The 16,520-nt window shown below is 67.2% G+C and carries 15 protein-coding genes; 9 read left to right on the forward strand and 6 right to left on the reverse strand.

The features are described from left to right. The first annotated feature begins 40 nt into the window (after positions 1-40). The 5 genes from C491_RS04120 to C491_RS04140 all read left to right on the forward strand — a co-directional run bounded on the left by C491_RS04120 (position 41) and on the right by C491_RS04140 (position 6,227). On the forward strand, positions 41-805 hold the full coding sequence (locus C491_RS04120; protein WP_005554000.1) for an aldo/keto reductase: 765 nt from the start codon (positions 41-43) through the stop codon (positions 803-805). 434 nt (positions 806-1,239) lie between these two features. Then, the gene (lysA, locus tag C491_RS04125; RefSeq protein WP_005554001.1) at positions 1,240-2,475 is read left to right on the forward strand and encodes a diaminopimelate decarboxylase; all 1,236 of its coding nucleotides are present in this window, start codon (positions 1,240-1,242) and stop codon (positions 2,473-2,475) included. A 90-nt stretch (positions 2,476-2,565) separates the two neighbouring features. Next, positions 2,566-2,973, forward strand: a complete 408-nt coding sequence (locus C491_RS04130; protein ID WP_083909281.1) for an SPW repeat domain-containing protein — start codon at positions 2,566-2,568, stop codon at positions 2,971-2,973. A 126-nt stretch (positions 2,974-3,099) separates the two neighbouring features. Beyond that, positions 3,100-4,176: a M20/M25/M40 family metallo-hydrolase gene (locus C491_RS04135; RefSeq protein WP_005554005.1), complete on the forward strand. Its 1,077-nt coding sequence runs from the start codon at positions 3,100-3,102 to the stop codon at positions 4,174-4,176. Positions 4,177-4,322: 146 nt separating this feature from the next. Beyond that, positions 4,323-6,227 (forward strand): sensor histidine kinase, encoded by a 1,905-nt coding sequence (locus C491_RS04140; RefSeq protein WP_005554006.1) that lies wholly within the window; start codon positions 4,323-4,325, stop codon positions 6,225-6,227. A gap of 301 nt (positions 6,228-6,528) precedes the next feature. Here C491_RS04140 and purB read toward each other — a convergent pair whose 3' ends face one another. After that, a complete protein-coding gene (purB, locus tag C491_RS04145; protein ID WP_005554008.1) occupies positions 6,529-7,914 on the reverse strand; it encodes an adenylosuccinate lyase in 1,386 nt (461 codons plus the stop codon). Between the two features lie 168 nt (positions 7,915-8,082). On the opposite strand from purB, the gene purH reads away from it, so the two are divergent. Continuing rightward, the gene (purH, locus tag C491_RS04150) at positions 8,083-9,714 is read left to right on the forward strand and encodes a bifunctional phosphoribosylaminoimidazolecarboxamide formyltransferase/IMP cyclohydrolase (RefSeq protein WP_005554009.1); all 1,632 of its coding nucleotides are present in this window, start codon (positions 8,083-8,085) and stop codon (positions 9,712-9,714) included. A gap of 484 nt (positions 9,715-10,198) precedes the next feature. Here the strand turns inward: purH and C491_RS04155 are convergent, their stop codons facing one another. The 3 genes from C491_RS04155 to carA form a co-directional block, all read right to left on the reverse strand. Further along, positions 10,199-11,059, reverse strand: a complete 861-nt coding sequence (locus C491_RS04155; protein ID WP_005554011.1) for a universal stress protein — start codon at positions 11,057-11,059, stop codon at positions 10,199-10,201. A gap of 71 nt (positions 11,060-11,130) precedes the next feature. Then, entirely contained in the window at positions 11,131-11,667 is a 537-nt protein-coding gene (locus C491_RS04160; protein ID WP_005554012.1) for a hypothetical protein, read from the reverse strand. 88 nt (positions 11,668-11,755) lie between these two features. Beyond that, entirely contained in the window at positions 11,756-12,832 is a 1,077-nt protein-coding gene (carA, locus tag C491_RS04165; protein WP_005554015.1) for a glutamine-hydrolyzing carbamoyl-phosphate synthase small subunit, read from the reverse strand. Between the two features lie 102 nt (positions 12,833-12,934). Between carA and C491_RS04170 the strand changes: the two genes are divergently transcribed. After that, on the forward strand, positions 12,935-13,348 hold the full coding sequence (locus C491_RS04170) for an Lrp/AsnC family transcriptional regulator (protein ID WP_005554017.1): 414 nt from the start codon (positions 12,935-12,937) through the stop codon (positions 13,346-13,348). Positions 13,349-13,365: 17 nt separating this feature from the next. Here C491_RS04170 and C491_RS04175 read toward each other — a convergent pair whose 3' ends face one another. Further along, positions 13,366-14,076 (reverse strand): CehA/McbA family metallohydrolase, encoded by a 711-nt coding sequence (locus tag C491_RS04175; protein WP_005554019.1) that lies wholly within the window; start codon positions 14,074-14,076, stop codon positions 13,366-13,368. Between the two features lie 52 nt (positions 14,077-14,128). Here C491_RS04175 and C491_RS04180 point away from each other — a divergent pair, with 52 nt between their 5' ends. Then, positions 14,129-15,133 (forward strand): diacylglycerol/lipid kinase family protein, encoded by a 1,005-nt coding sequence (locus tag C491_RS04180; protein WP_005554021.1) that lies wholly within the window; start codon positions 14,129-14,131, stop codon positions 15,131-15,133. Positions 15,134-15,194: 61 nt separating this feature from the next. Continuing rightward, complete coding sequence (locus C491_RS04185; protein WP_005554023.1) at positions 15,195-15,761, forward strand: NUDIX hydrolase; 567 nt, start codon at positions 15,195-15,197, stop codon at positions 15,759-15,761. A 139-nt stretch (positions 15,762-15,900) separates the two neighbouring features. On the opposite strand, the gene C491_RS04190 is transcribed toward C491_RS04185, so the two are convergent. Further along, positions 15,901-16,398 carry a CAP domain-containing protein gene (locus tag C491_RS04190; protein WP_241431288.1) on the reverse strand — a complete coding sequence of 166 codons (498 nt, stop codon included), beginning with the start codon at positions 16,396-16,398 and terminating at the stop codon, positions 15,901-15,903. Between the last annotated feature and the right edge of the window lie 122 nt (positions 16,399-16,520).

Consider the following 16,520-nt stretch of genomic DNA (forward strand, 5'->3'; position numbering starts at 1 on the left):
GATACGAGGGCTCTTAGTCTCCACTCGAGAACCCCCTCCTATGCAGCTACCACCGATCGGACTCGGCACGATGGGAATCGAGGATCCCGATACGATCGCGACGGCCCTCGAGTGCGGCTACGGACACCTCGATACGGCCCAGATCTACGGAAACGAGACCGTCGTCGGCGAGGGGTTGGCACGGAGTTCGGTCCCTCGCGAGGACGTCATCGTCGCGACGAAGGTGTGGGCCGACAGTCTCGAGCCCGACGCCGTTCGCCGGACGACCGAAGAGAGCCTCGAGCGACTCGGCCTCGACGGCGTCGACCTCCTGTACGTCCACCGTCCGATCGAGGCCTACGAGCCCGAGCGGACGCTGCCTGCCTTCGACGGTCTCTACGAGGAAGGAACGATCGACGGCGTCGGTCTGAGCAACTTTTCGATATCGGAACTCGAGACCGCCGCCGACGTCCTGGAGGCGCCGATCGCGGCCCACCAGGTCGAGTACCACCCGCTGTTCCAGCCCGGGGACCTGCTCGAGCACGCCCGCGAAAACGGCTATCCGCTGGTAGCTTACTCGCCGCTGGCGAACGGCCGCGCGGGCGAGATCGAGGCGGTCGTCGACGTCGCCGAGGCCTACGAGACCACCCCCGAGGCGGTCTGTCTCGCGTGGCTGGTCGCCAAAGAGGGCGTCGTCCCGATCCCGAAAGCGAGCAGCCGCGAACATCTCGAGGCGAACCTCGAGGCGCTAGAACTCGAGCTCGCATCCGAGGATCTCGAGCGAATCGACGCAGTCGAACGAACCGAGGAGCTGTTTCCGGAGTAGGAGGAGTTCTCACGGCAGTGACGACGATAGCAGTCCTGCTCACACGGACACAGGAGATCGCCACACCCTCCCCACCCGATTTCTGCTCACGGGCTATCAACCGTTCGCACGGTCCGCGGAACCGGAGGTTCCGCGCGACGCTCGCTCCGCTGTCGCTCGCTCATCCACTGGAAGACGCGCTGCGTCTTCCAAGCCGTTCGCTCGCATGGCTCGCAAAGACCTCGCGCAGCATCGTCAACCGTCCTTACTGGCGTTCGGACGGCCGACAGCGCGCGCCACCGCAGATCGAGTGGATGGCTCGACATGATGCGTAGTCCGCCTGTACGTAGCGGTGGGTTACTGGCCATCTCGAGCACCGGAGCACTTCTTCCAACCGCCGAGACGAGCACGGCAAACCCAAACCCTTGTTTCGTCGCGGTCACTCGAGACGAACGATGACCGACCTCGCCGATTCGCCGGCCGTGCGCCGGCTGGCCGACTGGGACCACGAGCGACTCGAGGGCCTTGCCGACGAGTACGAGACGCCACTGTACGTGATGGATCTCGGCCGCGTCAAGGAGAACTACACCCGTTTCTCGGAGGCCTTCCCGGACGCCGAGGTCATGTACGCCGCGAAGGCCCACACGGGGAAGGCGGTCCTCGAGGCCGTCCTCGAGGCCGGCGCCGACATCGAGTGTGCCGCCTGGGGTGAGCTCCAGCGCTCGATCGACGCCGGTGCGGATCCCAACACCCTCCAGTATACCGCCGTCAACCCGCCGGATCACGATCTGAACTACGCCACGGATCTCGCCGCCGATGCGCCCGGCCTGACGATCACCATCGGTGCGACCGACACGCTCGACCGACTCGCCGAGCGCGGCTACGACGGCCGGGTCGCCATTCGGATCAACCCCGGAATCGGGACGGGTCACCACGAGAAGGTCGCCACCGGCGCCGACGCGAAGTTCGGGATTCCCTACGAGCAGGTGCCCGAAGTCGCCGACCGCGTCCGCGAGGAGTTCGAGCTCGTCGGGCTCCACGCTCACGCCGGCAGCGGCGTCCTGACCGAGGGCCTCGAGGAACACTGCCAGGCCATCGAACGAGTCGGCGAGATGGCTCGCCGGGTCGGTGACGCGGACCTCGAGTTCGTCGACGTCGGCGGCGGCTACGGCGTGCCCTACCGCGAGGACGAGGATCCCTTAGATCTCGAGAAGACCTCGAATATGGTCCGCGACGCAGTGGGCGAACTGGAGGCGACGCTGAAACTCGAGCCCGGCCGCTACGTCGTCGCCGATGCAGGCCTCATTTTGAGCGAGGTGAACACGATCAAGGAGGCTCCCGACACCACAGTCGTCGGCATTGACGCCAGCCTGGCGACGCTGATCCGCCCGGCGATGTTCGGCTCCTACCACCCGATGTACAACGTCAGCGCACCCGGACGCGATCCCCACCCCGTCACGGTCGGCGGGCCGGTCTGTACCAGCGCGGACGTCTTCGCCCACGACCGCCCGGTCGCCCGCCCCGAGCGCGGGGACGTCCTCGCGATCGGCAACGCGGGCTCGTACGGCTACGAGCTGGCCAGTCAGTTCCACTCCCAGCCCCGCCCCGCGGAGGTCGCACTGGAGGACGGCGAGGCCCGGATTGTCCGCCGTCGGGAGAGCCTCGAGGACGTGACGCGAGTGGAGCAGTAGCTCAGCCCGCAACTCCATCGAATCCGAACTGTCAGGCCTGTAGGACGGGTGTGTAGGGGTTTTAAACCGCTCGAGCCCGTCGACTATCGTATGAGCACTGTGAGTGAACGACAGTCGACACGAACGGGGCGGTTGCCGCCCGTTCCGCGCCTCGCCGGGCTGGCAGCGGTGCTCGGCACCTGGGTCTTCTGGTCGGGCGTGTTCGTGACGGGCTTTGGCTGGATCGTCACGAACAACGTCCTCGTCGGCGCCGCCGCGGCCGCGTTCGCGGCCTACACCGCGGCGCGTCCGTCGGGCGGTCGGCTCCCGGCGCCGGTCGGCCCGCTGATCGTTCTCGTCGCGGGAGCGTGGACCGTCGCGGCGCCGTTCGTCTTCGGCATCGAGATGGGGATCCTGTTCTGGAGCAACGTCGTCGCGGGCGCGCTCGTCGCCGTGCTGGCGGCGGCCTGCCTCTACGGAGGCCGGAAGCTCGAGACGGATACCCCGACGACCACGTAGCGCGTTCTCTCGAGGACGGGGTTCCGGATTCGAACGCCAGCGGATCTCGACGAAAGCGGAGGCTTATGACTCGCCGCCGGAAACTGACGGTATCGACGCGCCGTCGCTCGACGACGGCGGATATCCATGAGTTTCGACATCACCACCTTCCACGCTGAGGCCGTCCGAACCCCGTCACACGAGGACGTCTCGGCGATGCGCGAACTGCTGCTCGAGACGCTGCGCGAGGCCGGCCACGAGCCCGAGGTTGACGCCCGCGGGAACCTGCTGGCGAGTCGCGGCAGCGACGACGGCCCCCACATCGTACTCAACACCCATTTCGACACCGTCGCGCCCCACGTCCCCTACGAACGCGACGGCGACACGGTGCGCGGCCGCGGTGCCTGCGACGCGAAGGGGCCCCTCGCCGCGTTGCTTGCAGCCTTCCTCCGGGCTGAGCCGACTGCCGGACGGGTCACGCTCGCCCTGACGCCCGACGAGGAGACGCTGATGACCGGCGCCGAACACCTCGGACGGACACTGTCGGCCGACGGCTATATCGTCGGCGAGCCGACCGAACTCGACGTCTGTGTCGCCGCCCGCGGCCAGTGTGAGGGGACGATCACCCTCGACGGCGAGGCCGGCCACGCGGCGAGTGTTCCGGCCGAACGAAATCCGGTGTTCGGACTCGCCGACGTCCTCGAGGCGCTAAGACACTACGACGAGACCCGAGGGTCGGAGACGGACCCGATACTCGGCGAGCCGAAGCTGACGCCCTCGGCGCTGTCTGGCGGTGAGGCGCCCAACCGCGTGCCCGGCTCCTGTCGGCTGACCTTCGACCGCCGGAACGTCCCGCCCGAAACGAGCGACTCGTTTCGCGAGGAGCTGCAGGCGTCCCTCGAGACGCACGTCCCCGAGGCGTTCTCGGTATCGGTCGAGTTGATCCGACCCGACACGCCGTTTCCGGATCCGTTCGTCACCGACGAGGACGAGCCGCTGGTGCGCGCGCTCGAGGCCGCGAGTGGGGGCGAGATCCGCCCGTTCGGGGCGGCGACCGAGGCCTCGTTCTTCGCCACCGACGCACCGACCGTCGTCTTCGGACCGGGTGCGCTGGACGACGACGACGGTCCCGTCGCCCACGCCGAACGCGAGTACGTCCGACTCACCGAGGTCGAAACCGCAGCCGACGCCGTCACGGAGACCCTCGAGTCGCTACTCTCGTGATCGCCCCGCTCCGATCGGTCGGTCGGCAAAATCGTGCGCGCTCGATCACGATAGGTTTAGGGCTCTACCGATAACTTCGACTGACAGTCGGCTCGAATCCGAGCGATAACACTATTCACGGTTGACGTGATAGATCACACCGACTAATGACCGCGGAGAAGGCAGAGGAGGGGGCCGGCGGCGGATCCGACGACGAGGGGGTTCGCGAGGCGCTGTCGCTGCGCGAGCAGGCGATAGACGAAGCACCCGTCGGGATCGTCATCACCGATCCCAGCCGGGCGGACAATCCGATCACGTATGCGAACGAGGGGTTCGTTCGGGTCACCGGCTACGCTCGGAGCGAGATCCTCGGTCGGAACTGTCGGTTCCTCCAGGGGGAACGAACCGATCCGGAACCGGTCGAGCGAATGCGAGCGGCGATCGACGCGGGCGAATCGGTCACCGTCGAACTGCTGAACTACCGGAGGGACGGCGATCCGTTCTGGAACCGCGTGACGATCGCGCCGCTGTTCGACGGTAACGAGGTGGCAAACTTCGTCGGTATCCAGCAGGACGTGACGGACCGCATTCGGCGGGAGCGCGAACTCGAGCGTGAGCGCGAGTTCGTCGAGCAGGGACTCGACGTGCTCGACGACGTCTTCTACGTGATCGGAACGGACGGACGACTTCGTCGCTGGAACGAACGGCTTCCCGAAGTGACCGGTTACACCGACGACGAGATCGCCGAGATGAACGCCCTGGAATTCGTTCCGGCCGACGAGCAGGAGACAATAACGCGTTCGATCGAGGACGTGCTGGCCGGCGAACCCGAAACCGTCGAATCGGCGCTGCTTACAGCTGATGGCAACCGGATTCCCTACGAATTTACTGGCTCCCGGCTGACAGATCCCGACGGGGAACTGATCGGAGTCGTCGGCACTGGACGGGAGGTCGCCGAGCGAACACGCCACCGGACGGTCCTCGAGTCGCTTCACGAGATCGCGACGACGATCCAGACCGCGGAGTCGGTCGACGCCGTCTGCGAACGGACCGTCGACGCGGCGGCCGACGTCCTCGAGTTCGACCTCTGCTCGTTGCTGCTGTGCGAGGATGAGTGGCTGGTTCCGCGAGCGACCTCGGCCAACGCCCCGACCGACGGGAGTCGGCCGATGCGGCTCGATCAGGGGCTCGCCGGCAAGACGTTTGAGTCCGGCGAGTCCTTCCTCGTCGACGAAGTCACACCCGACGGTGACGCCGACCCCGCGAAGGACTGCTACCGATCGGGCTTCAGCGTCCCGGTCGGCGACGCCGGCGTGTTCCAGGCGGCCAGCACCGAGACGTCGGCGTTCGACGCCCAGGACGTCGAGTTCGCGGAACTGCTCGTCAGCCACACCGCGAACGCGATCGAGCGACTCGAGCGCGAGGCCGCCCTCGAGCGCCAGAACGATCGCCTCGAGGAGTTCGCCAGCATCGTCTCCCACGACCTGCGAAACCCGCTGAACGTGGCCGCGGGTCGGCTCGAGCTCGCCCGCGAGGGGTGTGACGACGACAACCTCGAGGACGTCGCGCGGGCCCACGATCGAATGGAGGCACTGATCGACGATCTCCTGGCGCTGGCGCGGGAGGGACGGGCCGTCCTCGAGACCGAACCCGTCGACGTCGCGGCGGCCGTCGCCGACTGCTGGTGTCACGTCGAGACCGCCGAGGCATCCCTCGAGGTCGAGACGGAGCGAGCGATCGAGGCGGACCCGAGCCGGCTCCAGCGGCTCCTCGAGAACCTCGTTCGCAACGCGGTCGAACACGGCGGGTCCGACGTGACCGTTACGGTCGGAGAGCTGGCGGACGGGATCTACGTCGAGGACGACGGGCCCGGGATCCCGACGGAGAAACGCGAGGCGGTGTTCGAGACGGGCTACTCGGAGCGTCGGGGCGGAACGGGGTTCGGACTCGGGATCGTCGAACGGATCTGCGACGCACACGGCTGGGACGTAGCCGTAACCGACGGCGCCGACGGCGGGGCGAGATTCGAACTCACCGGGCTCGAGTTCGTCGACTGCGATCGCGAGCGGTGACGCGTGCCGCGTCTCACCACTGGGTCGAGATATACAGCAGGATGATCATACAGACGATCCCGATGAGAAAGAGCACGGCGGTAGCGATCTCGGGAAAGAGTGCCTCGAACATGGGTATCCGTAGCGGTCGTCTGTTCAAATCAGTATTGGTCGAACGGTCGTGAGAAGAGCGAAACTCGGACCTATCCGTCGTCGCCGGATCGGAGCAAGCTGCGAGGGAACCGACGCACTCGCGACGGCGCTAATCGGCAACACTGGCCGATCGCTCGAACGGCTCCATCGAGCAGGTCCGAGCCGGAGATCAGTCGAGATCGTCGACCAGGTCGCCCGAGACCCCCGTGTACGTGGCAGGGGTCAGCTCGCGTAGCTCCCGGCGCACGTCGTCGTCGACCTCGAGGTCGTCGAACAGTTCGTGGAAGTCCTCGAGGGAGACCTCCCGCCCGCGGGTGAGCTCCTTGACCCGCTCGTAGGCGCCCTCCTGGCCCTCCCGGCGGAGGATCGTCTGGACGGCCTCGCCGATGATCTCGGGGGTCGACTCGAGCTCGTCGCGCATAACGTGTTCGTTCGGGACGACCTTCTCGAGGCCCGCAGCGGTCTTGTCGTAGCCGATCAGGCAGTGGGCGAGGGCCGCACCCATATTGCGTTTGACCGTCGAGTCCGAGAGATCCCGCTGAAGCCTCGAGGTCGTGACGTAGTCGGCGAGAAAGGCGAGGTCGGCGTTGGCCTTCGAGAGGTTCCCCTCGCTGTTCTCGAAGTCGATCGGGTTGACCTTGTGGGGCATCGTCGACGACCCCGTCTCGCCCGCGACGGCCTCCTGGCCGAGGTAGCGATCGGAGACGTAGAGCCACATGTCCAGGTCGAGATCGAGCAGGACGTCGTTGACGCCTCGAAAGGCGTCGAACAGCGCCGCGAGGTCGTCACAGGGGTTGACCTGGGTCGTCAGCGGGACGAACTCGAGGCCGAGGTCCTCGACGAACGCCTCGGCGAACGCCGACCAGTCGACGTCTGGGTAGGCCGCGACGTGGGCCGCGTAGGTGCCCGAGGCTCCGCCGAGCTTGCCCGAGAGGCCGTCCGCCGCGGTCCGAATCCGACCCGTCGCCCGACCCAGTCGGGCCGCGTAGACGGCCAGTTCCTTGCCGAACGTCGTCGGCGTCGCGGGCTGGCCGTGGGTTCGGGCGAGCATCGGCAGGTCGCGGTGTTCGCGAGCCATCTCCGCGAGGGTCTCCCGGAGGTCGTAGAGGGTCGGCAGCAGCACCTCGTCGACGGCCTCGGCGAGGAGCAGGCGGTGGGCGAGGTTGTTCACGTCCTCGCTGGTCAGCCCGAAGTGGATCCAGGGACCGGCGTCGCTGCCCTCGGGCAGGCGGTGGCGGACGAAGTACTCGACGGCCTTGACGTCGTGGTTGGTCGCCTCGAACTCGCCGTAGCCGTCGGTCTCGAGGGTCTTGATCAGCCGGGCGTCCTCCTCGGCGAAGTGTTCGTACAGCCCGCGCAGGTGCTCGCGGCCCTCGAGGGAGAGCTCCAGGGGCGTCGCCTCGAGGTCGGCCAGCGCGATCAGGTACTCGACCTCGACGCGGACGCGAGCCCGCATCAGCGCGGCCTCGCTGGCGTACGGCGAGAGCCGTTCGGTCCGACCCGCGTAGCGGCCGTCGATCGGCGAGACGGCGTACAGGGCGTGGGTGTCGGTCATCGTTCCGATCCTTTCCAGCGGGGTGCAAAAGCGTATCGAAACGGGGAGCCACGACCGTGCATACTTCGAGAATACGAAGCCGAAATACCGCCGTAGCGATGCTCGATTGTGTATACCTCGCCGTTCGAGACCGCAACGGCTTTCCCGATCGCGGGCGCGGATTCGACCATGACCCGAATCGCCGGACTGGCCGGCAACCGAGGCCGCAACCTGTTGAACGTCGCCGACCGTCGACCGGGCGGGGCCGACCTCGCCGTCGTGCTGTCCGACGATCCCGAGGCGCCGGTCCTCGAGGCCGCAGCCGAACGCGGGATCGCCACCGAGGTCGTTCCCCTCGAGGACGGGGTGAACCGCCGCGAGCACGAGCGGGCGGTCAACGAGGCGCTCGCCGACTACGAGTTCGACCTGGTCTGTCTCGACGGCTACATGCGGATCCTCTCCGATACGTTCCTCGAGGCCCAGCCGACTACGTTGAACGTTCACCCCTCCCTGCTGCCGGCGTTTCCGGGCGACGACGCCTGGGGCGACGCCCTCGAGGCCGACGTCTCGGTGACCGGCTGTACGGTCCACGTCGTCACCGACGCGACCGACGCGAACGGCGAGATCATCGAGGCGGAGATCGACGCCGGCCCGATCGTCACCCAGGAGCCGGTTCCGGTCTACGAGGGCGACGACGCCGACTCGCTGAAAGAGCGCGTCCTCCACGAGGGCGAGTTCCGGGCGTACCCGCGGGCGGTGAAGTGGTTCGCCGAGGGTGCGGTGGACGTCGATCTCGAGGCGGGCGAGGTCTCGGTCGAGACGGACGTCTCGAGCGCCCCCGACGCCGAGGGACTCCCCGCGCGGCGCCTCGCCTCGAGCGACCGTCTCAATACCCTCCGCTACGGCGAGAACCCCCACCAGGACGCCGCGGTGTACGCCGACTACACCTGCGACGAGGCAAGCGTCGTCCACGCCAACCAGTTGAACGAGGGCGCGAAGGCGCTGTCGTACAACAACTACAACGACGCTGACGGCGCCCTGAACCTCATCAAGGAGTTCGACGAGCCCGCCGCGGCGGTGATCAAACACACCAACCCCGCGGGCTGTGCGACGGCCGATTCGCTCGCGACGGCCTACGAGCGGGCCCTCTCGACCGACCCGATGAGCGCCTTCGGCGGCATCGTCGCGCTCAACCGGGAGTGTGACGCCGAAACCGCCGAGCTGGTGATCGACTCGTTCAAGGAGGTCGTCGTCGCGCCCGGCTACGCCGAGGACGCCCTCGAGATCCTCTGCGAGAGGGAGAACCTTCGGGTGCTCGATGTTGACGAGCTGGGGGAGCGAACGGACCGGTTCACCGAGAAACCGCTTGTCGGGGGACGGCTCGTCCAGGAGCGGGACCTGCAGTCGATTACCGTCGAGGATCTCGAGGTCGTCACCGAGCGCGAGCCGAGTGCAGAAGAGCTCGAGTCGATGGTGTTCGCCTGGCAGACGCTGAAACACGTCAAGTCCAACGGGATCCTCCTCGCGCAGGGTACCGAGACCGTCGGCGTCGGGATGGGACAGGTCTCCCGGGTCGACGCGGTTCGGCTGGCGGCGATGAAGGCCAACGAACACGCCGAGGGGAAAGACGCCGAGGGCGCCGTGATGGCCTCGGACGCCTTCTTCCCGTTCCCCGACGGGATCGAGGAGGCCGCCGAGGCGGGGATCGGGGCCGTCGTCCAGCCCGGCGGCTCGGTCAACGACGACGATGTGATCGCCGCCGCGGACGAACACGGGATCGCGATGGCGTTTACGGGCCAGCGGTCGTTCAGACACGATTAGCAGCCGCGAGCGAACGAGAGTGCGGCACAACGCGCCCAAAAGGGCGAACGGGCAACGCCCGTGAGTCAGTGAGCGAGTGGATTTTTGGTCCAGATTTTTGCGCGAGCGGTGACTGACCGGAGGGAAGGAGCCCGAGCGGAAAAAGGTGGATCCGCGATGGCGTTTACGGGCCAGCGGTCGTTCAGACACGACTGAACGGGTCAGAAGCCAGCGGCTCGTCGGAGCCACCGTTCGGGACTTCGTGCTGTCGCGGATCTCGAGCGTTCTCGATTCGCGCGACTCGAGAACTACAGCGACGGTAGCGGCCGCTCGCGAGTAGTAGAAAGACGGGGTAGGCCAGCCAGCGGAGACCGCGCGTGGAAACCACGCGGGCCGAAAGGTAGCCGGCTGGCCGTGCCGTCCACCCAACTCTCTTCGCTGTCGCTACAAAACACCTCCGGAACGGGAACGAGACCACCGTCGATCCCAAGTCCAGCGCTCGCGGTTACCGAAATCGATCCCGTAGCCGTCGCCACAGCGCCTCCGGAACGTCCTGTTTTCGCTTGGCCATGATGACTGCGCTCTCGGCCTCCCGACCGATCGCCTCGGGGACGTCCCCGACCAGCGCCCGCCGGAGAAAGGCGCCCTCGGCCGCGCCGACGACGGTCACGTCGTGCTCGCTCGAGCGCTCGACGATCGTCTCGACGACCGATCCCTCGAGGACGGTCTGCTCGACGGACTCGACGGCCCCCAGCGCGGGCGCCGTGCGGTTGAGCAGGTCCCGGGCCTCGGCGACGGTCTCCTCCTCGCGGTCGGGGACGACGGTGACGAGTTCGATCCGGGCGTCGTGGGCGCGGGCCAGCGCGCCCGCGGTCTCGGCGGCGAACTCCGTGTTGGGGCCGCCGGCGACGGGGACGAGCACCGACGAGACGGCACGTCGGTCCCGGTCGATGCGCTTGACGAGGACGTCACACGGTGCGTCGGCGAGGACGTCGTCGATGTAGCTCCCGAGGACGACGTCGCGGCGACGGGGTCGGCCACGCCACCCCAGCAGGATCGCGTCGACGGACTCGTCGGTCGCGACGCCGCGGATCCCGTCGGCGACGCTTCGGCCGAACCGAACCCGACCCACCGCGGCGACGCCGTACCCCGTCGCTCGCTCGACCGCGTCGGCGACCAGCGCCTCCTGATCGTCGACGTCGAACTGGTGGCGGGCATCGCCGAGTGGAACCTGCATCGGGACAGTGACGACCGAGAGCACGAGGATCTCGAGGTCGCGATCGGTCGCGAGGTCGATCGCGGTGTCGAGTAACCGGTCCGAAGTTTCGGGGTTCGCGACGGGGACGAGGAGACGATCGCCTGACATGCGTCGGGTAGCCGTACTGTCTCCGTGCAGCGATAAGTAGGCTTTCCCACCACGGCGAGGGGCGACGGCCGTCACTCCCGATCCTGCGCGACGAACGCCTCGTAGAACGCCGCCGAGAGGTGGCGGTCCTCCCACGCCCGGCGCTCGTCGTCGTCGATCGACGCCCCCCAGATCGCGAGCAGGGTGACGAACGCGCCGATTCCGGGAACGACCGCGATCGCGAGCGTCACCAGCGGCTCGAGTACGAACACGCCGACGAACCGCGAGACGACCGCCCCGGTATCGATACCGAACAGTGCCCAGCGACCGACGAACGGCGCGAGCGCGACGATCGCGAGCGGGTAGACGACGGCGTTCAGCAGCGGTCCGCCGGAGCCGCGGACGAACGCGAGTCCGAAGTACGTCCAGACGAGGATCGAGCCGGCCATTCCGCCGACGCGCTGTGGGGAGACGTTCGTCTCGCTGGCGAGCACCGAGAGGTCGCCGTAGCCGACGGCGACCGCGCCGAAGTAGCCGATCCAGAAGACGACGACCGCCACGGCGACCGTCGCCGCGTGCTCGAGCGGGCGCTGGTCGGCAAAGCCGTCGAGTGCGGGTGGACGGTCCATCACTCGAGCGAGGCGTCGCCTCGTGGTTCAGCGTTGCGGATCCGGTTCGAAAACGGCGCGTCGAAACTGCCGGGAGACCGAGCGGGGCTCAGTCGTCGGCGGGGACGGCTCGCTGGCTACGGTCGCCGGCCATCTCGAGGACGTCGTCGAAGAAGTCGAGGGTGTCCTCGGGGCCGGGGTTGGCTTCGGGGTGGTACTGGCGGGTGAGAACGTCGTACTCGACGCCGTCGAGGCCTTCGGGAGTGTCGTCGTTGACGTTGATCTGGGAGACCTCGAGGGCGTCGCCGGGTTCGTCGACGGTGTAGCCGTGGTTCTGGGTCGTCATGACGACGCGACCGGAGTCGAGGTCGAGGACGGGCTGGTTGACGCCGCGGTGGCCGAACGTCATCTTCTCGGTGGTGCCGCCCAGCGCGCGGGCGACGATCTGCTGGCCGAGACAGATGCCGGCGACGGGGGTGTCCTCGACGAACGCCTCGACGAGCGACACCGCCTGCTCGTAGTTCGCGGGGTCGCCGGGGCCGTTCGAGATGAACAGCACGTCGGGGTCGACCGATTCGACGTCCTCGACGCTCGCGTCGTAAGGCAGAACGTGGACCTCGGCGTCGCGTTCGACGAGCGAACTGGTGATCGAGCCCTTCGCACCGCAGTCGATCAGTGCGACGGTCTCGCCGTCGTTGCCGGCGCCGTGAACTTCGACCTCGTCGACGCTGACCTGGGCGCCGATCTCGGTGTGGTCGCTCATCTCCTTGCAGGCCTCGAGCTCGGCCAGGGCGTCCTCCTCGGTGACGTCCTCGCCGACGGCGATGCCACACTTCATCGCGCCCTCGTCGCGGATGTCGGTGACGACTTCGCGGGTGTCGAGGTGGTCCATCGCGGGAACGCCCTCGCTCTCGAGCCAGTCGGCGACGTCATCGGTGAGCTCCCGGGAGAGCACGGCCCGGGGGTGGACACGGTCGTCCTCGAAGCGTTCCTCGCGGACGCCGTAGTTCCCGATCAGCGGGTACGAGAAGGTCAGGATCTGTTCCTCGTAGGACGGATCGGTCAGACTCTCCTCGTAACCAGTGTACGCCGTCGTGAATACCAGTTCGCCACGAGCCGTCCCTGGAGCACGGCCACGTCCCTCGATCACGTGACCACCTTCCAGTGCAACGTAGGCAGCTGTCATTACGAACTACGTATTTGATGCCGGGCCATAAGTGTTGCCTTCGAAGCTGAGTTACGAAATTCGTAATGGGTAAGTGCGGGTCGGTCGTAGCCCCGCATCTCCATGGACGAGCTGGATCGACGGATTCTCGATACGCTTCGGCGAGACGCCCGCACGCCGTACACGGAGATCGCCAACGAGGTGGGGACGAGCGAGGGAACGGTTCGAAACCGTGTCGAACGCATGATGGACGAGGGGGTGATCGAGCGCTTTACCATCTCGACGCACACGGGCAACGTCAAGGCGATGATCGAGGTCAGCGTCGCCGTCGACGTCGACACGAAGGCCGTCTCCGAACGGATGGCCGAGTGGGAGGAGGTCGACTTCGTCTGGATGGTCTCGGGCGAACAGGACATCGTCCTGGTCGTCGACGCGACCGACACCCGCGGCGTCAACGATCTCATCACCCAGGCTCGCGATCAGGAGGAAGTCGTGAGCACGCAGACGCGGCTGATTCTGGACGAGCAGCTCGGGTGAATCCGGTCGAGAGCCGGCTACGAGTCGGTCGCGTCCGGCGGCTCTCCGAGCCCCGGCGATGGCTCCGCGAGCAGCCCATCAGGATGTTTCCGGCTGTGGATCTCTCGGTAGAGCCGACGCAGCCCGCGATCGAATCGTCCGGCCGCGACTCGAGGCTCGACCCGGCCGTCCCGAATCGCCTCGACGACCGCCTCGGGCGTGAGTTCGGCGGCGTCGATCCGCGTGTACGCCCGTCCCGCTTCGAAGGGATAGTGAGCGTCGCTGCCGCCGACCAGGGGCAGGTCGTGGCGCTCGGCCAGCCGCTGGACCAGTTGCTCCGTTCGGGGGTGCTTGCCGTTGATTTCGATCGCGTCGAACGGCAGCTCCTCGAGCTCCCGGATCGTGCTGTCACGGTAGGGGTGGGCGACGATCGCCGCACAGCCCCGATCGTGGGCCAGCTCGACGACCTCCGCGGGCGTGTACTCGCCCGGGACCGTCTCGGTCGGTGGATCCGGGCCGATCACGAGGACGTGTCCGTGCGTCGTCGAGACCTCGATCCCGGGAATCGTCGCCACCCGCGACGACGAAAACGGCGTGTAGTAATCGTGGTTCGTCGTCGCGACGCCGTCGAGCCCACGGGCGTCGAGCGCGCGCGCGAGCAGCCGAAACCCGTACGGGTCGAACCGGTCGCCCAGCGCCCGGTGACCGTGGAAGAATCGCGTGTGTGCGTGCAGGTCGACGGCGAACATATCTAGCCGAACGTGAACTGGCCGTTTTGTTCTTCTGACTCGTACCGACGGTATGGAGCGAGACGTCGATCGAGTCGGGCAGCCGAGCGGAGACGTCGAACCGGAGAACGGAACCGACGCCGACCACGTCGTTATCTGCAACCCGGTAAGCGGTACGGAGGATCACCTCGAGCGAGTGCGAACGCTCGCACGCGAGCGCGGGTTCTCGGTTCGAATCACCTCGAGCGAAGGCGACGGCGTTCGCTTCGCCCGAGAGGCCGGGGCCAACGGTGTCGACCTCGTCGTCGCCTCGGGCGGCGACGGAACGATCAACAAGGTCGTCAACGGTCTCGCCGAGGCCGAGGCCCTCGAGCGAACGACCCTCGCGGTCGTCCCGACCGGGACGGGAAACAACTTCGCGTCGAACCTCGGAGTCGACACCATCGAGGAGGCCTTCGAGGCGATCGACACGGGTCGCCGTCGCCGGATCGACCTGGGCACCGCGAACGGCCGGGCGTTCGTCAACTCCTGTGTCGGCGGGCTCACCGCCGAGGCGAGCGGTGCGACGACGCCCGACGAGAAGCGACGCCTCGGCGTCCTCGCCTACGTCTCCCGCGCCCTCGAGACGGTCTCCTCGTTCGACTCCCTGCCGATTCGGGCGACGCTCGAGGGCGGAGCCGACGACGGCGACGCGAGTACGCGGAAGACGTGGACGGGCGAGGCGATGCTCGTCCTCGTCGGGAACTGCCGGCGATTCGGCGGTACCAGGCGCGCCCAGGCGAACGTGGAGGACGGCCTGTTCGAGGTGACGATCGTCGAGGACGCCCCGACAGCCGACCTGGTCGGCGAGGCCGCGCTCGCGGGGCTGTTCGAACGCGGCGAGCGACACATCGTTCGCCACCGCGTCCCCTCGCTCGCCCTCGAGAGCCTGCGGTCGGAGCCGATCGAGTACAGCCTCGACGGCGAGATGCTCGACACGGAGACCCTCGAACTCGAGACGGCGGCGAACGCGCTCGAGGTCGTGGTCGGAGATCGGTATCGGCCGGATCCCGACGCGGCCGGCGGTCGGTCCGGCTGAGGGCCGGCGTCGGAAGTAGCGAGACGATACTGGTTTCAGGACCCTTTGCAATTGTGTGGGTATGAGTACGCCACAGGACGAGGAACCCCACAAAAACGCACGGCAGGACGTCATCGCCGTCGACGAAACCGACACCGAACTCGAACTCGTCAACCGACTCGAGGCTCACACCGGTGACGGAATCCGCCACCGGGCGTTCACGTCGCTCGTCTTCGACGAGGACGACAACGTCCTCCTCGCCCAGCGCGCACCCGGCAAGCGCCTCTGGGGAACCTACTGGGACGGGACCGTCGCCTCCCACCCCGTGCAGGGACAGAGCCAGGAGGAGGCGACCCGCCAGCGACTCGAGGAGGAACTCGGCGTCACGCCGGATCAGTACGACGACCTGCGGGTGACCGACCGCTTCGAGTACAAGCGCTACTTCGAGAACGCGGGCGTCGAACACGAGGTCTGTGCCGTCCTGAAGCTGACACTATCCGATCGAACGCTCGATCCCGACGAGGAGGAGGTCGGCGGCTTCATGTGGGTTCCCTACGAGCGTCTTCACGAAAACCCCGAGTGGTACCGCCAGCTTCGACTCTGTCCGTGGTTCGAGATCGCGATGCGCCGGGACGTTCGCTCCGATTGAGGACGGTTTCGTTCATCGAAACGGCTTACGGACGGACAAAACGGGTTCCGGCGACCGAACTCGGACTAGGAACGGGATAGTCGCCGAAAACGGTCGGACGGACGTTCCACCGACGCTTCGAAAAACGAAAGTCGGCCGATCAGCGGCAGTTCGTGCCGAAGTTCTGGGTCACGTACAGTCGGCCGTCCGAGGCGACTGCGGCACCGATCCCCTCGGCGGTCCAGGACTGGGAGAGGATGTTCTGGCGGTGGCCGTCGCTTCCCATCCACTGGTCGACGCTCTGGCGGGCGGCCGCGGTCGGCGACTCGTCGGCCGCGTAGTTGAACAGGACGTTCTCGGCCCAGCCCCGGCAGTCGATTCCGAACCGCTCGTAGCGGTCGCTCATCGTCTCTCCCTCCGGAGACGTGTGCGAGAGATAGTTCCGGTCGGCCATATCCTGGCTGTGGGACGACGCGACCGCCGCGAGGTCGTCGCGGTAAGCGAGGGCGTCCAGTCCGCGATCCGTTCGGATCTCGTTGACGCGGTCGTGGATCGCCGACTCGACGGCTGTCTCGAAGTCGACGTCCTGCGCTGCCACCTGGTTCGTTCCGGCGGCGAGCGCGGAGCCGCCGAGGACGGTCACTGCTGCGTTACGCACGAACGATCGCCGCGAGTTGCGTGCCATCGTTTCTGCCTGTTTCCTACTGAACCTTTACTATAGTCAGGCTAACCTCAACTAGCCAATTCGACTGTTCGATTCTGTCACTGTGTCGAAGAAAA

Origin of the sequence: Natronococcus amylolyticus DSM 10524 (genome assembly GCF_000337675.1) — an archaeon.
GTDB lineage: Archaea > Halobacteriota > Halobacteria > Halobacteriales > Natrialbaceae > Natronococcus > Natronococcus amylolyticus.

What these genes read in the sequence shown, in the direction of transcription:
- C491_RS04185 (WP_005554023.1), top strand. Translation starts at nt 15,195, where the DNA reads ATGAGTACGCCACAGGACGAGGAACCCCACAAAAACGCACGGCAGGAC.
- C491_RS04160 (WP_005554012.1), bottom strand. Translation starts at nt 11,667, where the DNA reads ATGGACCGTCCACCCGCACTCGACGGCTTTGCCGACCAGCGCCCGCTC.
- lysA (WP_005554001.1), top strand. Translation starts at nt 1,240, where the DNA reads ATGACCGACCTCGCCGATTCGCCGGCCGTGCGCCGGCTGGCCGACTGG.
- carA (WP_005554015.1), bottom strand. Translation starts at nt 12,832, where the DNA reads ATGACAGCTGCCTACGTTGCACTGGAAGGTGGTCACGTGATCGAGGGA.
- purH (WP_005554009.1), top strand. Translation starts at nt 8,083, where the DNA reads ATGACCCGAATCGCCGGACTGGCCGGCAACCGAGGCCGCAACCTGTTG.
- C491_RS04180 (WP_005554021.1), top strand. Translation starts at nt 14,129, where the DNA reads ATGGAGCGAGACGTCGATCGAGTCGGGCAGCCGAGCGGAGACGTCGAA.
- C491_RS04140 (WP_005554006.1), top strand. Translation starts at nt 4,323, where the DNA reads ATGACCGCGGAGAAGGCAGAGGAGGGGGCCGGCGGCGGATCCGACGAC.
- C491_RS04155 (WP_005554011.1), bottom strand. Translation starts at nt 11,059, where the DNA reads ATGTCAGGCGATCGTCTCCTCGTCCCCGTCGCGAACCCCGAAACTTCG.
- C491_RS04120 (WP_005554000.1), top strand. Translation starts at nt 41, where the DNA reads ATGCAGCTACCACCGATCGGACTCGGCACGATGGGAATCGAGGATCCC.
- C491_RS04175 (WP_005554019.1), bottom strand. Translation starts at nt 14,076, where the DNA reads ATGTTCGCCGTCGACCTGCACGCACACACGCGATTCTTCCACGGTCAC.
- C491_RS04170 (WP_005554017.1), top strand. Translation starts at nt 12,935, where the DNA reads ATGGACGAGCTGGATCGACGGATTCTCGATACGCTTCGGCGAGACGCC.
- C491_RS04130 (WP_083909281.1), top strand. Translation starts at nt 2,566, where the DNA reads ATGAGCACTGTGAGTGAACGACAGTCGACACGAACGGGGCGGTTGCCG.
- purB (WP_005554008.1), bottom strand. Translation starts at nt 7,914, where the DNA reads ATGACCGACACCCACGCCCTGTACGCCGTCTCGCCGATCGACGGCCGC.
- C491_RS04135 (WP_005554005.1), top strand. Translation starts at nt 3,100, where the DNA reads ATGAGTTTCGACATCACCACCTTCCACGCTGAGGCCGTCCGAACCCCG.